Below are 15,881 nucleotides of genomic sequence, written 5' to 3'. Positions count from 1 at the left end.
CCTTAGGTCCGCTCAAACACTTTGCGCCCTTTGAAGAAGGTCTTCAGAACCCGGGTATCCGCGAGGTCCTTTTCGGGCGTTTCGAACAAATTGCGGTCGAGAACGATGAAATCGGCGAACTTGCCGCTTTCAAGCGAACCGGTGAACTCATCGATCCGCATCGCCTTGGCCGCGTTGATGGTGTAGATCTCGAGCACCTTCTCGAGCCCCAGCGCCTGCTCTTTCCAGAGCGACTGGCCCGGATAGGCACCCGAAGGATTTTCGCGCGTGATCATGCCCTCGATCCCGTCCCAGGGGTCGGGCTGCGGAGCGACCGGCCAATCGCTCCCCGAAGCCATCAGGGCACCGGCTTCGTCGAGCTTCTTGTTCGGCCAGAATCGCTCCGCACGCTCCTCACCCAAAGCCGCCTTGGTGGCCTCGAGGATCGGGGTCGGATACCAGATGATCGGGCAGAGATCGGCGACGACGCCCAATTCGGCGAAGCGCATGATGTCCTCTTCCCGGATGAAGCTGGCATGGGCAACGTGATGCTTGATCTCGGTCGGCCCGTTGAACGAACGCACGACCTCGAACGCGTCGAGCGCCTGCAGCACGGCGGCATCGCCTGCGCAGTGGATCTTGACGCCCATGCCTTCCTTTTCCGCATCCCCGACCCAGCGCACCAGCTCGGGCACGGTCATCTTGGTCGCACCGCAAAAACAGCAGCCATGAATGGTGTCGGGCACATAGGGCTCGACAAAGGCCGCGGTGCGCGCCGGCGGCACCCCATCGAGGAAGATCTTGATGAAATCGGGGAACACATGCTTGCCCCGATACTGTTCCTTGACCGCGATCAGTTCCTTGCCGACCTTGCCGAAGATAAAGCCCGGCTCGGTTGCCGGCAGGCAGGCGCCGGCCCAGCAGGTCATCTCGTCGCGATCATCGAGCCCCTTGAGCGCGGCCATCATGTATTCCATGCAGGCAGCATCAAGAAACGCGGTCACCCCGAATGAATTCAGCGTCGCCATGGCGCTTGAGGCGGCCTCACGCTGTTGCTCGGGGGTCAAAGGCTGCGCTTCGTCGGCGGCGCGTTCAACAAAGGCGGCCGCGGTTTCGAGCAGCACACCGGTCGCTTCGCCGGTTTCAGGATCACGCAGGATTTCGCCCTGCTCGGGATCGGCCGTGTCCCTGGTGATACCGGCAGCCGCCAGCGCCGCCGTGTTCACCCAACGATTGTGGTAGGTGTCGTCACGCAGCAGAACGGGACGCCCGCCAGCAGCGTCATCCAGAGCCTTCTTGGCTTCGAGCGAGTTCAGCCGGTCGGCAAAATTGCTGCCCCAGGAACCGCCAATGATCCAGCCACCCGGCTCTGTCTGGGCAGCGCGCTCGCGCACCTTTTCGAGCACTTCTTCGTAGCTGAGGGACGGCAGGAACCTGAGTTCGAACAGGTCGGATGCGCCGGCGATGAAGTGGTGATTGTGAACATCGACAATGCCGGGCATGACCATCTTGCCGTCGAGGTCGATGACCTCGGCGCCCTCGGTATAGCCCGAGATGACGCTTTCCGAACCGATCGCGACGATCTTGCCGTCCTTGACCGCCATGGCCTCGGCCCAGTCGCCGTTTCCATTGACCGTGTAAATCCGGCCGTTGCGAAGAACGAGGTCTGCCTGCGACGTGCTCATGTCCACCCTTGTTATCTGTGGCGGGGGCACGCACCTGTCCCCGGCCTTGGGCGTCATGATCAGCAGCCATCGCGAATGCCGCAATCAACCGGATGGTGGAGTGAGGAGCGGTACCGAAGGTACAGATCGCTCCGGTGGAGCGATCTGAGCGACGAACACCCTGAGAGCTATGCTCGAAGGGTTGGAGCGGCGGATGCGCAGCTGGCCCTCGTCCTTCGACAAGCTCAGGATGAGGGCGTGGGGCATTGCATCCTCCCGGGCTGCCCCGGACTTGATCCGGGGCCGAGATAACCGGAATGAGGTCCCGGGTCTGGCCCGGGACGGCGCGTTGGGTGGGTTAGGCCTCAACGAGACACCCAGCCGTCACCACCCGACTTGTTCGAGTGGTCCAAGTCAAATGGAATACCCGGATGAACCGGGTAAAGACGAGGCATAATTGAGCAGCTAGGTCCCGAGCAGGTCGGGAATGACATAGGCGTTCAGGCTGCCCCGCCCTAATGCGTCTGGGCGAGCATGGCGACGACCGCGGCGCGGTTTTCGACACCGAGCTTTGCAAAGATGTGGATCAGGTGGGTCTTGACCGTCGAGATGCCGATCGAAAGACATTCGGCGATTTCGACATTGGTCCGTCCGCAGCACACAAGCTCCGCCACTTCCCGCTCACGCTGGGTCAGGCCGAACCGGTCCATCGCCCGTTCGCGCGGATCGGGCAGCGCCACGCCGAGCTTGGTGAGGTTGAACTCGATATAGGAATGGATCGAGGGCGCCACGCGCGCCGTTGCCTCGGGAATATCGCGCCGGTCAGCCCAGGAAATGCTCATACCGGCGAAAATGCTCCCTTCACGCCGGAAGATGAATTCGAGCGAATCCGAAACCCCGTAAAAGGTCGAGAATTGCCTGTAGCGCCGGTAGTGATCCGTTGGCACCGTGTGCCGCTGCTGGCGCAGCATGGCAACCGGCGAGGCCTTGTCGGCAAGCTGGCGGACATGCAACGGATCGAACGCGGACATCTGGTCGAGATAGCGCTCATGAAAATCCATGGGCACGTTCCGCAGTACGAAATCGTAAAGTTCGAGCTCAGGTGTAACGAAATAGAATGCAGACGAGCCGGCGCCGAGCATATCGCGGGCGAACGAGGTCGCCATTCGGGCCGCCTCGTGGGGCTCCGAAGCGAGCTTCATGTCCATAATTCCCTCCCGTGGCCTCAGACCGATAATCCGTTTGTTTCTGCAGCCGGGTTGCAGTGTAGCAGGAAATAGTTCAGATGTTAAGTAAACAGATGAAGGCCAAACTCCCCTGTTTTCGGATCACCTGAGGCTGTGATTTGACCTATCCACCATAGGGTTGATGGCCTTCATGTGAGCCCCCGCACATGATGCGCTCAAGTTAGTTCAGGGAGCATTAAATGGCATTGTCGGCTGCGGCAGAAGCCACGCATTCTATCGATCCTCAAAGGCTTGCGCGTATTCGCGGCGAGGAAGAGGTCCGTTTCCGGCAATCCCATCCGGCGGCTCAACGTGCGTTTCATCAGGCGGAAAAAACCATGCCGCATGGCGTTCCCCTGCACTGGATGAGCCAGTGGGGCACGCCCTACCCGATTTACGCCCAGGCCGCCCATGGCGCCCGCCTGCGCGATATCGACGGGCATGAATATATCGATTTCTGCCTCGGTGATTCGGCCGCCCTTTACGGCCACGGCCACCCGGTTGTGATGGACGCCATCGCCCGCGATCTCACCGAACTGGGCACGTCCTACATGCTGCCCACCGAAGACTCGATCGCGGTCACCGAAGACCTGTCGCGCCGCTTCGGCCTGCCCTACTGGCAGCTCGCCACTTCGGCGACCGATGCCAACCGCTTTGCCCTGCGCGTGGCGCGCCAGATGACCGGCCGCGACAAGGTGCTGGTTTTCAATGGCAAATATCATGGCTCGGTCGACGATACCCAGGTCGAACTGCAGAACGGGCGCGTTGCCCCGCAACACGGTATTGCATCCAACGGGCTCGACTATGACCGCACCACGCGGGTCGTCGAGTTCAACGATGTCGCCGCGCTCGAAGAGGCGCTGTCGCATGGCGATGTTGCCGCGGTGCTCGCCGAGCCGCATATGACCAATATCGGGATGATCCCGGCGGCCGAGGGCTTTCACACCGCCCTGCGCGAGATCACGCGCAAGACTGGCACGCTGTTGATCATCGATGAGACCCACACCATCTGCCTCGGCCCCTCGGGCGGCACCGGCGAGCTCGGCCTCGAACCCGACATCCTTGTGCTCGGCAAGGTGTTGTCCGGCGGCATCCCAAGCGCCGTCTGGGGCATGAACGAGGCGGTCGGCGCGTTCGTCAAGGACCTGACGCGCGGGCCCGGCATCAACCATTATGGCTTCGGCGGCACGCTGGTCGCCAACGCGCTGACCCTCAGGGCCATGCGTGCCACGCTGAGCCACGTGATCACCCCGGAAACCTATGCTGGCACGACGGAGATCGCCGCCGCGCTCGAAACCCAGATCCGCGAGCTCATCAAGAAGCACAACCTGCCCTGGCATGTGAGCCGCATGGGCTGCCGGGTCGAGTATCTCTACATGCCCGATGTGCCCCGCAATGGCGGCGAAGCGGCGATGGCGCGCAATGACGACATCGAGCTGCTCAGCCATCTCTATTTCGCCAATCGTGGTATCCTGCTGACGCCGTTCCACAACATGGCGTTGATCTCGCCGGCCACCACCATCGAAGACGTCCGCGCTCATGGCGCCGTCTTCGACGAGATGCTGACCGCCTTCACCGCCGGCTAGGCCGGCAATTCGTGCCAAACTCAGGTAAGACATGACTGAAAAAGACAACAACTGGATTTCCGTTGGCGCCCTGGGCGAAGCCTTCGCTCCGGACAGCAATTTGACCGCCCCCTCCCCCGATCTCGTTGGCAAGACGATCACGCTCTATTTCGAGAATGGCGATGTGATCGAGCATGTTTTCTCCTCGGACAGCAAGATGACCTGGAAGGTCACTGCTGGCGAGGAAACGGGTGTCAGTGCCGAGGAGACCTATCTGGCGACTTCGCTGCGGCCGGGCATCTACTTCGTCGACTTCGTCAAGGCGACGGTCGAGAAAGACACCTCGGTGTCGATCGTCCTCGACCTCAATGAGAATGTCGCGACCTGCGTGGTTTCGCGCTTGCCGGACGCCGAAGGGGCGCATTCCTCACTGCTGGCCCGCGCGCTCAAGAACGAGGAACTGACCCTGGTCCGGTCCGAATTCCACCATGCCAGCGTCAACAAGCCCTTCGATCCTGCCGCCAAGCACCATCAGGAGACCGAAGAGCTGGTGGGCCTGCGCATCCGGCACCGCTACAATCCGAAAGAGCTCTACGAGCACATCTATCTCAGCCCGACCCGCTACACCTGGCAGTGCCTTGAAGGTGCGGAACAGGGGCTGGCCGACACCGACAGCTGCCACTACCACAAGATCGGCGACCACCTTTATCTCTTCACCTGGCGCGAGAAGCTGGTGCCGACCGTGGGCTGCGTTTTGATGGACCATGACAGCCTCAAGACGACCGGCAAGATCTTCGGCTATTCGGATGACGACCTGACCAAGACGGTCAACTTCCCCATCGGCGCCTATTCAGAGATCGCCAACTGGACCAAGGACGCCACGATCTGATTGGCGGTTGAATCCAAAGCCCTCATGGTGAGCCTCCTGAGCCTGTCGAAGGGCGACCCACGAGGTCCGACACCAAACAGTTTCGTCACCCTCGGGCTTGACCCGAGGGTCCATGAGGCGGGTCAACCAAGAAGCAGGTCGCTGATCATTCCCGGTTCCCGGGCGGCACCTCATCATGGATGCTCGGGTCAAGCCCGAGCATGACGAGGGTGATGGTCTGGGCTGACCTTGCCCTTCGACAAGCTCAGGATGAGGTGGAGCAGGATGCGTTAAGGATTGAGGCGCCCCAAGGGGCGCCTTTTTCGTGAACGGAAGTGAGCCAGATTGAAAAGCAGCGCGCTTGACCGGACGCGGCATCGCGACCATTCATGGCGGCCATATTCAAAACCGTTCATTCTGGTCTTTCTCAAAACAATGCCTGACACCACCATCACCTTTGCCCGCCTGCCCGAAATCCCTCTTGCTGAGATCGTCGCGCATATGTCCCACCCGAAGGTGGCGGAACACATGCCACTGCTGACGACATCGGAATGGGACGAAGAGATGGCCGCCGGTTTCGTGTCCTCCAAGGAAGCATGCTGGGAACGCGACGGGCTCGGCCATTGGGCCTTCCTCAGCGATGGTGAGTATGTGGGCTGGGGTGGCTTTCAAAAGGAAGGCGAGGAGTGGGATTTCGGCCTTGTGCTGCGGCCCGACCGTTTCGGTCTCGGCATGCGCATCGCCAACCAGGCGCTTGCCTTTGCGCGGGATGACGACCGCATCCCCTTCGTGACCTTCCTCTTGCCCCCGACCCGCACCCGCCTCGGCGCCCTCAAGCGGCTTGGCGCTCGCTTCGTCGAGAATGTCGATTATGACGGCGAGACCTTCATGAAGTTCCGGCTGGAGACGAGCTAGGGAAAATCGCGCTGAGCCGCGATCCTTCGGGCCGCCCCGGACCTGATCCGGGGCCGGTTTGTGATCTGAATTGAGGTCCCGGCTCGGAGGCCGGGACAGCGCGGAATGGACGCCAACAAAAGGCCTCATGGTGAGCTTATCGAACCACGAGGGCTGACTTCGCCCTTCGACAGGCTCAAGGTGAGGTCAGCGAGGGGCGTCCCCTGCAAACAAAAAGGCGCCCCGCAGGGCGCCATTGAAGCATTTGCATCGATGAGGTGCGAGCCTAGATCCCGCCCATGCAGAGATATTTGATCTCCACGAACTCTTCCATGCCGTAATGCGAGCCTTCGCGGCCAAGCCCGGACTGCTTGACCCCGCCAAAAGGTGCCTCGGCAGTCGAGATCAGGCCGGTATTGATGCCGACCATGCCATATTCGAGTGCCTCGGCGACACGCCAGACGCGCCCCAGATCACGGGCATAAAAATAGGAGGCGAGGCCATAAACCGTGTCATTGGCCTGGCGGACCACGTCCTCCTCGTCCTTGAACGAAAACAGCGGCGCGATCGGCCCAAAGGTCTCTTCGGAGGCAACCATCATGTCGGGCGTGACCCCGGTCAGAACGGTCGGCTGGAAGAACAGGCCGCCCTTGTCATGCCGTCCGCCGCCTTCGATGACCTTGGCGCCATGACCGGTGGCATCGGCGATGTGTTCCTCGACCTTTTCGACCGCCGGCTCATCGATCAGCGGACCGAGTACCACATCGGCCTCGAACCCGTCGCCGACCTTGAGGTTGCCGACTGCCTTGGCCAGTTTTTCGGCAAAGGCGTCATAGACACCTTCCTGCACATAGAGGCGGTTGGCGCAGACACAGGTCTGACCGTTATTGCGGAACTTGGCGATGATCGCGCCTTCAACCGCCGCATCGAGATCGGCATCATCGAACACGATGAAGGGTGCATTGCCGCCGAGTTCGAGCCCCATCTTCTTGATGGTCGGCGCACTCTGCTTCATCAGCTCGGCACCGACCTCGGTCGAGCCGGTGAAGGTGATCTTGCGTACGGTTTCGCTCGATGTCAGCTCCGCACCGATCTCGCGGGACGAGCCGGTGATCACCGAGAAAAGCCCCTTGGGCAGCCCCGCCCGTTCGGCCAGAACGGCCAGCGCAATCGCCGAGAACGGGGTCTGCGAGGCCGGCTTCAAGACCATCGAGCAGCCCGCGGCCAGCGCCGGGCCGGCCTTGCGGGTGATCATCGCATTGGGGAAGTTCCACGGCGTGATCGCCGCCACAACCCCGATAGGCTGCTTGATGACAACGATCCGCTTGTCAGGCTGGTGGCCGGGAATGACATCGCCATAGACGCGGCGCGCCTCTTCGGCGAACCACTCGATGAAGCTGGCTCCATAGGCGATTTCGCCCATCGCTTCCTTGTGCGGCTTGCCCTGTTCGAGGGTCAGAATGCGGCCGAGATCTTCCTGGTTCTCCATCATCAGGTCGAACCATTTGCGCAAGATGTTCGCCCGCGTCTTGGCGGTCTCCGCGGCCCACGACTTTTGCGCCACACGCGCCGCCTCAATGGCTTCCTTTGTCTCGGCGGTTCCGAGCTTCGGGACATGGCCGATCGTCTCACCGGTCGAGGGGTTGGTGACGGCAATGCCTTGACCATTGGCCTCGATCCAGCGATCGCCGATCAGGCAGGCTTCGCGGAACAACGATGGGTCCTTGAGATTCGATGGGCCCTTGGAATTCATGGGATCCCCCTTTTTGGATTTGCCCGAGACTAGAGCGAACGGGCCAATTCGGTGATGACGTCAAATGCCGCGGCGATATCCTCGGCCCGGGTGTCGAATTGCCCGGCCTGGAAGCGGATGACATATGCCCCGTCAACGCGTGTCTGGGTCAGATAGATCCGGCCGTCATCGTTGATCGTCTGGATAAGGCGCTCATTGAGGGCGTCGAGATCGGTGGCGCCCTGCGGCGTGTAACGGAACGAAAACAGCGACAAATAGGGTGGCGTCACGATCTCGAAATCGGGTTCGGCATCGAGACGCGAGGCCAACTCCTGCGCCCACAGGACATGATTGCGGATGCGCTGGCGCAACCCCTCAAGCCCATAGGCCCGAATGAGGAACCACAATTTGAGCGCCCGGAAGCGGCGGCCCAGCGGCACCGACCATTCCGAGTAATTGATGATGCCGTCCGCCCCGTGGGTCTTGAGATACTCCGGCTGGATCGCAAGCGTTCTCACAAGGCTATCCGGGTCCTTGAGGAAATGCGCCGAACAATCGAATTGCGCCCCGAGCCATTTGTGCGGGTTGAAGACGATGGAATCCGCCTCCTCGACGCCCGCCCATATGGGCCGATACTCGGGACAGATCATCGCCGACCCGGCCCAGGCCGCATCGACATGAAGATAGAGATCGTGCTTGCGCGCCACCGCGGCGACAGCGGCGATATCGTCACTCGCCCCGACCGAGGTGCCGCCAACGCAAGCGATGATGCCCGCGGGCAACAGGCCGGCGGCCTTGTCCGCCTCGATCGCGGCATCAAGTGCCGTCGCGTCCATGGCCCTGCTGGGGCCAACGGTCGGAATGCGAACGAGGTTGTCCTGCCCGATCCCGGCGATCCAGATCGCCCGGTCGATCGAGGTGTGCACTTCCTTGGATGAGTAGACCCGCACCGGCTTCTGCCCCGCAAGACCCTGCTGATTGCCGGCCCAGCCAAGCGCGCGCTCGCGCATGGTCAGGACAGCGGCGAGCGTCGCGGTCGAGGCGGAATCCTGGATGACGCCAGCAAACCCCTCCGGCAGGCCGAGCGACTGACGCAACCAGTCGAGCACCTTGGTCTCGAGTTCGGTTGCCGCCGGCGAGGCCTGCCACAACAGGCAATTGGCCGCCATGGCAGACACCAGATACTCGGCGACCACCGAAGCCGGCGCCGCATTGGCCGGAAAATAGGCGAAAAAGCCCGGATGCTGCCAATGGGTCATGCCCGGCACGATATCGCGCTCGAAATCCGCGAAGATCGCCTCCATCGGCTCGGCGGCTTCCGGCGGCGTTTCTGGAATCTTGGCGGCGATGGCGCCCGGCGCGGTTTGGGCTCGGACAGGTTTGTCGCGAAGCGTTTCGCGATAGTCCGCGCCCCAATCGGCGGCGCGTCTCGACCAGTGCCGGAACGCGTCCTTATCCATTCATGGCTCCCGCGTTACGGGGCGACGATGGGCTGGGCCGCGAGCTGGGATTCTTGCGGCTCCACGCCCTTGAAAAGAGTGCCTTCCTCGAACCAGGAGCGCGGCGCGGGTGCACCCCAAAGGGTCTGGCGCTGCGGGTCCTTGAGGTCCCACTTGATCGGTTCATGGTCAGGGTCAACGGTCAGGTAATCCGAGCAATAGATTTCGATCCGGTGCAGATCCGGGTCCCGCACATAGAGGAAGAAGGCATTGGAAATGCCGTGCCGGCCCGGACCGCGTTCGATATTGCCGACATAACCCGTGGTCGCCATCAAGTCGAGGAGGTCGACGATGTTGAGCGGGGTCGGCACCCAGAACGCGACGTGGTGCAGACGCGGGCCGAGACCATTGGTGAAGGCCATGTCGTGTACGCCGCCCTTGCGGTGCATCCAGGCCGCCCAGAGATGCTTGGAAACCTCGTCCTCGGTGTATTCGGTCACCCGGAAGCCGAGCTCGGAATAGAACGCAACCGATTCATCGACATTCGGCGAGAAGCAGTTGAAATGGTCGATCCGCAGCGGCTTCACGCCGTTGTAGAGTTTGTATTGCTGATGGATCGGGGGAAGCCGGTCCATCCTGGTGTAGAATTCGAGCGGAATACCGTGCGGGTCCCGGGTCACGAAAGTCCGGCCCTGGAACGGGCGCTCGATCCATTCGACCGGCAGGCCCTTGTCCTTGAAAAACTTCTCGGCCATGTCGAGCCCCTGCTCGTCATAGACCTTGAAGGCCAGAGCGTCAGCCACGGCCTTGTCGCCTTCGCGCAGCACAAGGCAGTGGTGATTGCGTTCTTCCATGGCGCGCAGATAGAGCCGGCCATCTTCTTCGCCCGTCACCTGCAGCCCGAGCGTATCGACATAGAACGCCCTGGACGCGGCCAGATCGGTGACCGTCAATTCCACATGGCTCAGCCGGACGATATTGAAGGAAGGGTAGAGATTGGGGGCTGGAATGGGCATGTTCGTTCCTTTTACGAAACCTGTTCCGGTGTCCGAAGACACCGGAGAACTGATATGGGTCTGGCCGACGCCAGAACGGGATGATCCGGTTGGTTTTCTGGCTTAGCCACCAAGCTTCGGCACGTTGCGCGGGGCCGAGGCGAAAGCGATGTTCTTCGTTTCCATATAGAACTCGAACGACCAGTCGCCACCATCGCGCCCGATCCCGGAGGCCTTGACGCCGCCGAACGGGCTCGGCAGGTGCCGCACATTTTCCGAGTTCACCCAGATCATCCCGGCTTCGAGATGCTCGGTGAAGTGGAAGGCGCGGGTCACGTCCGAAGTCCAGATATAGCCGGTCAGGCCATATTCGACGTCATTGGCGATCTCGAGCGCCTGTTCGTCATTCTCGAAGGGAATGGCGGTCAGCACCGGCCCGAAAATCTCTTCCTGCGCGATGCGCATATCGTTGCGCGCATTGGTGAACAGGGTCGGCTTGACGTAGCAGCCGCCGCCAGGTCCGTCGAACTTCTCGCCGCCCGCCGCGATCGTCACGCCTTCTTCGCGCGCCACATCGAAGTAGCTCAGCACCTTGGCTTCGTGCTCGGGATGGATCAGCGGACCGACCACGGTCTCGGGGTCGAGCGGGTGACCGACTTTGATGTTCTTTGCCTTCTCGGCCACCTTGGCGGTGAATTCCTCATAGATCGAGGATTCGACCAGCAGCCGCGACGAAGACGTACAGCGCTCGCCATTGAGCGAGTAGATCATGAACACGGCCGCATCGGCAGCGCGCTCGAGATCGGCATCGGCAAAAACGATGACCGGGTTCTTGCCGCCCAGTTCGAAATGCACGCGCTTCAGCGTCTTGGCGCCCTGCGCCATGATCAGCGAACCCGTGGCGCTCTCACCCACAAAAGCAATCGCCTTGATATCCGGATGTTCGGTCAGCGCCTTGCCGGCACCTTCCCCGAAGCCGTTGACGAGATTCCACACCCCTTTGGGCAAACCGGCGTCCTCAGCGATCTCGGCCAGCAGCGACGCGGTAATCGGCGAAAACTCGGCCGGCTTGTGCACCACGGTGCAACCCGCGGCGAGCGCCGGCGCGATCTTCCAGGTCGAAAGCATGAAAGGCGTGTTCCACGGCGTGATCACCCCGATCGGTCCGATCGGAATGCGGGACGTGAAATTGAACTGGTTGGGCGCCTGAAGGGCCTGGCCATCGCGGGCCTCGGGCGCCTTGTCGGCGAAAAAGCGGAAATTCTCCGCCCCGCGCAGCGCTGCCTTGGCCATGAAACGGATCGACTGGCCGGTATCAAGCGCCTCAAGGAATGCAATCTCTTCGGCACGCTCTTCAATCGCATCGGCTATGCGGTGCAGGATCTTCTTGCGTTCCTTGCCGCTCAGCGCCGCCCATGCCTTTCCGGCCTGTTTGGCGGCCTTCGCCGCACGGTCGATATCCTCGGCACCGCCCTTGGCCACCTTGCACAAGGGCTTGAGATCAACCGGCGAAATGGTATCGAAGGTCTCACCGCTCAGGGCGTCGACCTGCTCGCCGGCAATCCGGTTTTTCACGCCTTCGTGGCGGAAGCGTTCCAGATATCCCTCGGCCTTTTTCAGGTTCTCTTCGAGCGTGGTCATAGTTACTTGGCCTCCTTGGCACGCAGTCTCGGATGCATGGCATTCTTCTTCCAGCTCAGGGCCGGACTGATTTCACGAATTTCAAGCGAGAGCGCAAAATGCGGCGTCTCGAAAAGCGCGGCGAGATAGGTCCCGGCAGCCTCGAAGATTGCTTCACCAACCTCCTTGCGCAGCTCTTCCGGACGCCCCGCCCCCATGCGCAACGACATGTCGATGAACCCGTTCTCCGGCAGCTCGTCCGCAATCGCGTAGTGATCGCAGCGAATGGCGCGCACCCGCACCGCGCCGGTCTCGAAGGCGTCAGTATCCATCATGGTTTGACGGATATGCCGGCACAGTCCCGTCATATCGACGCGGCCTTCGAGATTGGCCGAATACTCCATGATAAAGTGGGGCATGGATTCTCCAAAGTTTGCCGTTGCACCGCTTTGATTAACATGTTAACTACCAAAACAAGGATGTCAAGTCCAATCCTGTCACTTTGATCAACGAGGAGATGTCATGCTTACCCTGGCACCCGATCAACTCAGAGGGTCGATCCCCCCGCTCGTCACACCGTTCAAGAACGGCGCAGTCGATTATGATGCCTATGCCGGCCTGGTTGAATTCCAGGCCAAGGAAGGTTCGCACGGCATCCTGGTGAACGGCACCACGTCGGAGCCCGCCTCGCTGACCGTCGAGGAGCGCAACAAGATCGTCGACGTGGCGGTAGAGGCCGCTGCCGGCAGGCTGACTGTCGTCGCTGCGACCGGCTCGCAGAGCTATGCGGAAACCGAAGCGCTGACCAGGCACGCCGCCGCCAAGGATGGCGTCGATGCGCTGTTGATCGTGACACCCTATTACTCGCGCCCCCCGCAGCGCGGCCTGGTCGAATACTACCGCCGCCTCAACGAGCTGCATAACAAGCCCTGGATGATCTATCACATCCCGGGCCGTGCCGCGGTCGACGTGAAGGTCGAGACCGCTGTCGAGATCGACAAGGTTTGCCCGACCTTTGTCGGCATGAAGCACGCCTCGCTCGACCTCGGCTATGTCTCCGACCTTTTCGAAGCCATCAGCCCAGACCTGCGCATCTTTGTGGGCCTCGAGGAACTGTCCTTCCCGATGATGGCCGTCGGCGCCTGCGGCCTGATGAACGCGGTCGGCAATCTGCGTCCCAAGCCCCTCGCCGAGATGTGCGAAGCGGTCTGGGCCGGCGACCTCAACAAGGGCCGCGAACTGCATCACCAGCTTTTCGAGATCAACAAGGCGGTGTTCTACGACATCAACCCGATCCCGATGAAGTATATGATGAAGCGCCTCGGCATCATGCCCGAGAATGAGCATCGCATCCCGCTGATGCCCGCCACCCCCGAGATCGAGAAGAAGCTCGACGGCGTCCTCAAGCATACGGGCCTGATCTGATGCGGCTGGTCACTTTCTGGACCCGAACCGGTCACGCCATCGGCGCCGTCAAGGATGACGGCGTCGTGGACCTCACCCGCCGCACCGGCATGACCTCGATCCGCGCCATGCTGGCCGAAAACCGCCTGGCCGAGGCTGAAGAAGCCGCGCGCAATGGCGACCCGGACATGGCGCTGGGCGAAGTCACGCTTGACCAGCCTCTGCCCGACGCTCCGCGCATCTTTTGCGTCGGCGTCAACTACCAGAACCGGAACGAGGAATATAAGGACGGGTCCGAGGCCCCGAAATATCCCTCGCTGTTCATGCGGACGCCGGCCAGCTTCGTCGCCCATGACGAGAATCTGGTGATCCCCAAGGAATCCGAACAGCTCGATTATGAAGGCGAAATCGTCGTCGTCGTCGGCAAGGCCGGCCGCCGGATCGCCGAAGCCGACACTCGCGATCACATCGGTGGGCTGACGATCATGAACGAAGGCTCGATCCGCGACTGGATCCGGCACGGCAAGTTCAACGTCACCCAGGGCAAGAACTTCGACAAGACCGGCGGCATCGGCCCCTGGGTCGAAACCGACATCTCGGGGATCGATCTCACGAACCTTTCGCTTGAGACACGGGTCAATGGCGAAGTCCGCCAGAAGGACACAACGGCGTCCATGGCCTTCCCGATCGCCCGGATCATGTCCTATATTTCGAGCTTCACCGCGCTGCAGCCCGGTGACCTGATCGCCACCGGCACCCCCACGGGCGCTGGCGCGCGTTTCGATCCGCCGATCTGGCTCAAGCCCGGCGACGAGATTGAAGTGCAGGTAGACAGAATCGGCACGCTGCGCAATGGTGTTGTAGCGGAAGCGTAAATTGCGCCAGTAATTGTACGTAACTGCCGTATCATGCAGGCTGCGAGCATGAGGTAATATGGACGATACCCAGGTCTCTTCGCTCGTCACTCACGTGGACGATTTGCTGTTTCCCAAGGAAACGTCGCGATCGCTGCCGATGGCGCTCCTGCGCGCCCGTGAAGCGGTTATGGCCCGGTTCCGCCCCATGCTCGCCAAATACGACGTCACCGAACAGCAGTGGCGCGTGCTGCGTATCCTCAAGGAGTATGGCGAGATCGACGCCACAGCCCTTGCGGAACGTGCCTGCATTCTGGCGCCCAGCCTGACACGTATCCTGCGCTCGCTCGACGAGCGCGGGCTCATCCACCGCCAGCCTCATGCAGAGGACGGGCGGCGCTCGATGATCCGCATCTCCGACACCGGCACCGAGCTGATCCAGAGTGTGGCTCCCGAAGGCCAATCCATCTATGCTGAGCTCGAACGCCGCTTCGGGCCCGACCAGATCACCACCCTGCTCGATATGCTCGAAGAATTGACCGTGGCTATGAAGCGCTAAGTGCCGTCGCTGACCGCTGATTCGGGGCCCCTCGGGCTGTCTTGTGCGGTCAGGCGTTCCGATTTCGGGCGGCAATCGGCTGCGAGAAGATGCGGCGTGGCAAGGAGGCGTGTTTGGACACCACTGATCTCGAGCCCCTTTCGGGGATCGGCCCTGACTTCGCCCCACTTGCCCATGAGCTCTTCGGCGACCTGTTTCTTGCCTTTCTCGATCCCGGCGAGGCCAATGCGGAACTTCGCTCGATCATGCTTGGCGAGTGCCGCCTCTCCCGCCTCGATGCCCCGGCCCACACGGTCAGCCGCTCGTCCACCAAGGCGGAACGCAGCCTGCCGGCCATGCCGATCAAATACATCGTGCCAGTCTCCGGCACAGCGAGCTTTCGCCAGGGCCGTTTCGCCGCCGCACTGATCCCCGGCATGGCACTGCTCTTCGACCCTCACCAGGCGCATTCCATCAACTGCGATGCCGCTGTCTCGCACTACGTGCTGCAAATCCCGAGGCACCGCTTCGCTCCCCTGCCATTCTGGGCGACAGGCATGCCGCTGGTGGTACCCAACGCAGCCCATGGCCCGGCTCGCATCGTGGGCGAACTGATCCGGTCGGCCATGGCAGAAACCGCCGATCTCAACCGCCAGGCACGAGCCCAGATCGGCTCGACACTGGCGCGGCTGTGCGCGGGCCTGGCAGGCGCCGCGCCTGAGGTGGTCACATCCGATCCGCGCACACACGCGCTGGCCCGAATGCGCAGCTATATCGACACCCATCTCGACAATGCCGAACTCGATGTCGATCTGATCGCCGCCCATATCGGGTGTTCGCGCCGCTATGTGTTTCGCGCCTTCGCCTCGATCGGTACGACCCCGGCACGCTATATCTGGGATTGCCGCCTTGACCGCGCGCTTGCGGCATTGGGCGATCCGGCCAATCAGAGCAAGTCGATCTCGGCAGTGGCCTTTGCCTGCGGTTTTTCGTCAAGCGCGCATTTCTCCCGCGCGTTCCGCAAGCGCTTCGGCCAGACCCCGCGCCAGCTCAAGAGCTTCTGAGGCACCGGCGGCGGATTTTTGCCCGACCCTCGCCCTTCG

General features: G+C 61.8%; 14 protein-coding genes. 7 read left to right on the top strand and 7 right to left on the bottom strand.

Features of this window, described 5'->3' with window-relative positions:
* Positions 1 to 2 precede the first annotated feature (2 nt).
* Positions 3 to 1,664: an amidohydrolase gene (locus G489_RS0104650; protein ID WP_029040551.1), complete on the bottom strand. Its 1,662-nt coding sequence runs from the start codon at positions 1,662 to 1,664 to the stop codon at positions 3 to 5.
* 494 nt (positions 1,665 to 2,158) lie between these two features.
* Complete coding sequence (locus G489_RS19080; RefSeq protein ID WP_245578812.1) at positions 2,159 to 2,851, bottom strand: helix-turn-helix transcriptional regulator; 693 nt, start codon at positions 2,849 to 2,851, stop codon at positions 2,159 to 2,161.
* Between the two features lie 218 nt (positions 2,852 to 3,069).
* Between G489_RS19080 and G489_RS0104635 the strand changes: the two genes are divergently transcribed.
* The 3 genes from G489_RS0104635 to G489_RS0104620 all read left to right on the top strand — a co-directional run bounded on the left by G489_RS0104635 (position 3,070) and on the right by G489_RS0104620 (position 6,217).
* Positions 3,070 to 4,455 (top strand): transaminase, encoded by a 1,386-nt coding sequence (locus tag G489_RS0104635; protein WP_051332309.1) that lies wholly within the window; start codon positions 3,070 to 3,072, stop codon positions 4,453 to 4,455.
* A gap of 31 nt (positions 4,456 to 4,486) precedes the next feature.
* Complete coding sequence (locus G489_RS0104630) at positions 4,487 to 5,323, top strand: MoaF C-terminal domain-containing protein (RefSeq protein WP_029040548.1); 837 nt, start codon at positions 4,487 to 4,489, stop codon at positions 5,321 to 5,323.
* 414 nt (positions 5,324 to 5,737) lie between these two features.
* Positions 5,738 to 6,217, top strand: a complete 480-nt coding sequence (locus tag G489_RS0104620; protein ID WP_029040547.1) for a GNAT family N-acetyltransferase — start codon at positions 5,738 to 5,740, stop codon at positions 6,215 to 6,217.
* 265 nt (positions 6,218 to 6,482) lie between these two features.
* Here the strand turns inward: G489_RS0104620 and G489_RS0104615 are convergent, their stop codons facing one another.
* The 5 genes from G489_RS0104615 to G489_RS0104595 form a co-directional block, all read right to left on the bottom strand.
* Positions 6,483 to 7,949, bottom strand: coding sequence for an NAD-dependent succinate-semialdehyde dehydrogenase (locus G489_RS0104615; RefSeq protein ID WP_029040546.1), 1,467 nt, complete (start codon positions 7,947 to 7,949; stop codon positions 6,483 to 6,485).
* 29 nt (positions 7,950 to 7,978) lie between these two features.
* Positions 7,979 to 9,388 carry a pyridoxal phosphate-dependent decarboxylase family protein gene (locus G489_RS0104610; RefSeq protein WP_029040545.1) on the bottom strand — a complete coding sequence of 470 codons (1,410 nt, stop codon included), beginning with the start codon at positions 9,386 to 9,388 and terminating at the stop codon, positions 7,979 to 7,981.
* A 14-nt stretch (positions 9,389 to 9,402) separates the two neighbouring features.
* On the bottom strand, positions 9,403 to 10,383 hold the full coding sequence (hpaD, locus tag G489_RS0104605) for a 3,4-dihydroxyphenylacetate 2,3-dioxygenase (protein WP_029040544.1): 981 nt from the start codon (positions 10,381 to 10,383) through the stop codon (positions 9,403 to 9,405).
* Positions 10,384 to 10,485: 102 nt separating this feature from the next.
* The gene (gene hpaE, locus G489_RS0104600; RefSeq protein ID WP_029040543.1) at positions 10,486 to 12,003 is read right to left on the bottom strand and encodes a 5-carboxymethyl-2-hydroxymuconate semialdehyde dehydrogenase; all 1,518 of its coding nucleotides are present in this window, start codon (positions 12,001 to 12,003) and stop codon (positions 10,486 to 10,488) included.
* A 2-nt stretch (positions 12,004 to 12,005) separates the two neighbouring features.
* A complete protein-coding gene (locus G489_RS0104595) occupies positions 12,006 to 12,401 on the bottom strand; it encodes a 5-carboxymethyl-2-hydroxymuconate Delta-isomerase (protein ID WP_029040542.1) in 396 nt (131 codons plus the stop codon).
* A 103-nt stretch (positions 12,402 to 12,504) separates the two neighbouring features.
* Between G489_RS0104595 and dapA the strand changes: the two genes are divergently transcribed.
* The 4 genes from dapA (at position 12,505) to G489_RS21605 (ending at position 15,842) form a co-directional block, all read left to right on the top strand.
* Complete coding sequence (gene dapA / locus G489_RS0104590; protein ID WP_029040541.1) at positions 12,505 to 13,407, top strand: 4-hydroxy-tetrahydrodipicolinate synthase; 903 nt, start codon at positions 12,505 to 12,507, stop codon at positions 13,405 to 13,407.
* Positions 13,407 to 14,261, top strand: a complete 855-nt coding sequence (locus G489_RS0104585) for a fumarylacetoacetate hydrolase family protein (RefSeq protein WP_035871474.1) — start codon at positions 13,407 to 13,409, stop codon at positions 14,259 to 14,261. The genes dapA and G489_RS0104585 overlap by 1 nt, the downstream gene beginning before the upstream one ends.
* A 58-nt stretch (positions 14,262 to 14,319) precedes the next feature.
* A complete protein-coding gene (hpaR, locus tag G489_RS0104580) occupies positions 14,320 to 14,799 on the top strand; it encodes a homoprotocatechuate degradation operon regulator HpaR (protein ID WP_029040539.1) in 480 nt (159 codons plus the stop codon).
* Between the two features lie 113 nt (positions 14,800 to 14,912).
* Positions 14,913 to 15,842, top strand: coding sequence for an AraC family transcriptional regulator (locus G489_RS21605; protein WP_029040538.1), 930 nt, complete (start codon positions 14,913 to 14,915; stop codon positions 15,840 to 15,842).
* Positions 15,843 to 15,881 lie beyond the last annotated feature (39 nt).

This window comes from Cucumibacter marinus DSM 18995 (genome assembly GCF_000429865.1).
Classification (GTDB): Bacteria; Pseudomonadota; Alphaproteobacteria; order Rhizobiales; family Devosiaceae; genus Cucumibacter; species Cucumibacter marinus.
The sequence above is the reverse complement of the archived record's forward strand: the minus strand, read 5'-3'. Positions and strand labels throughout refer to the sequence as shown.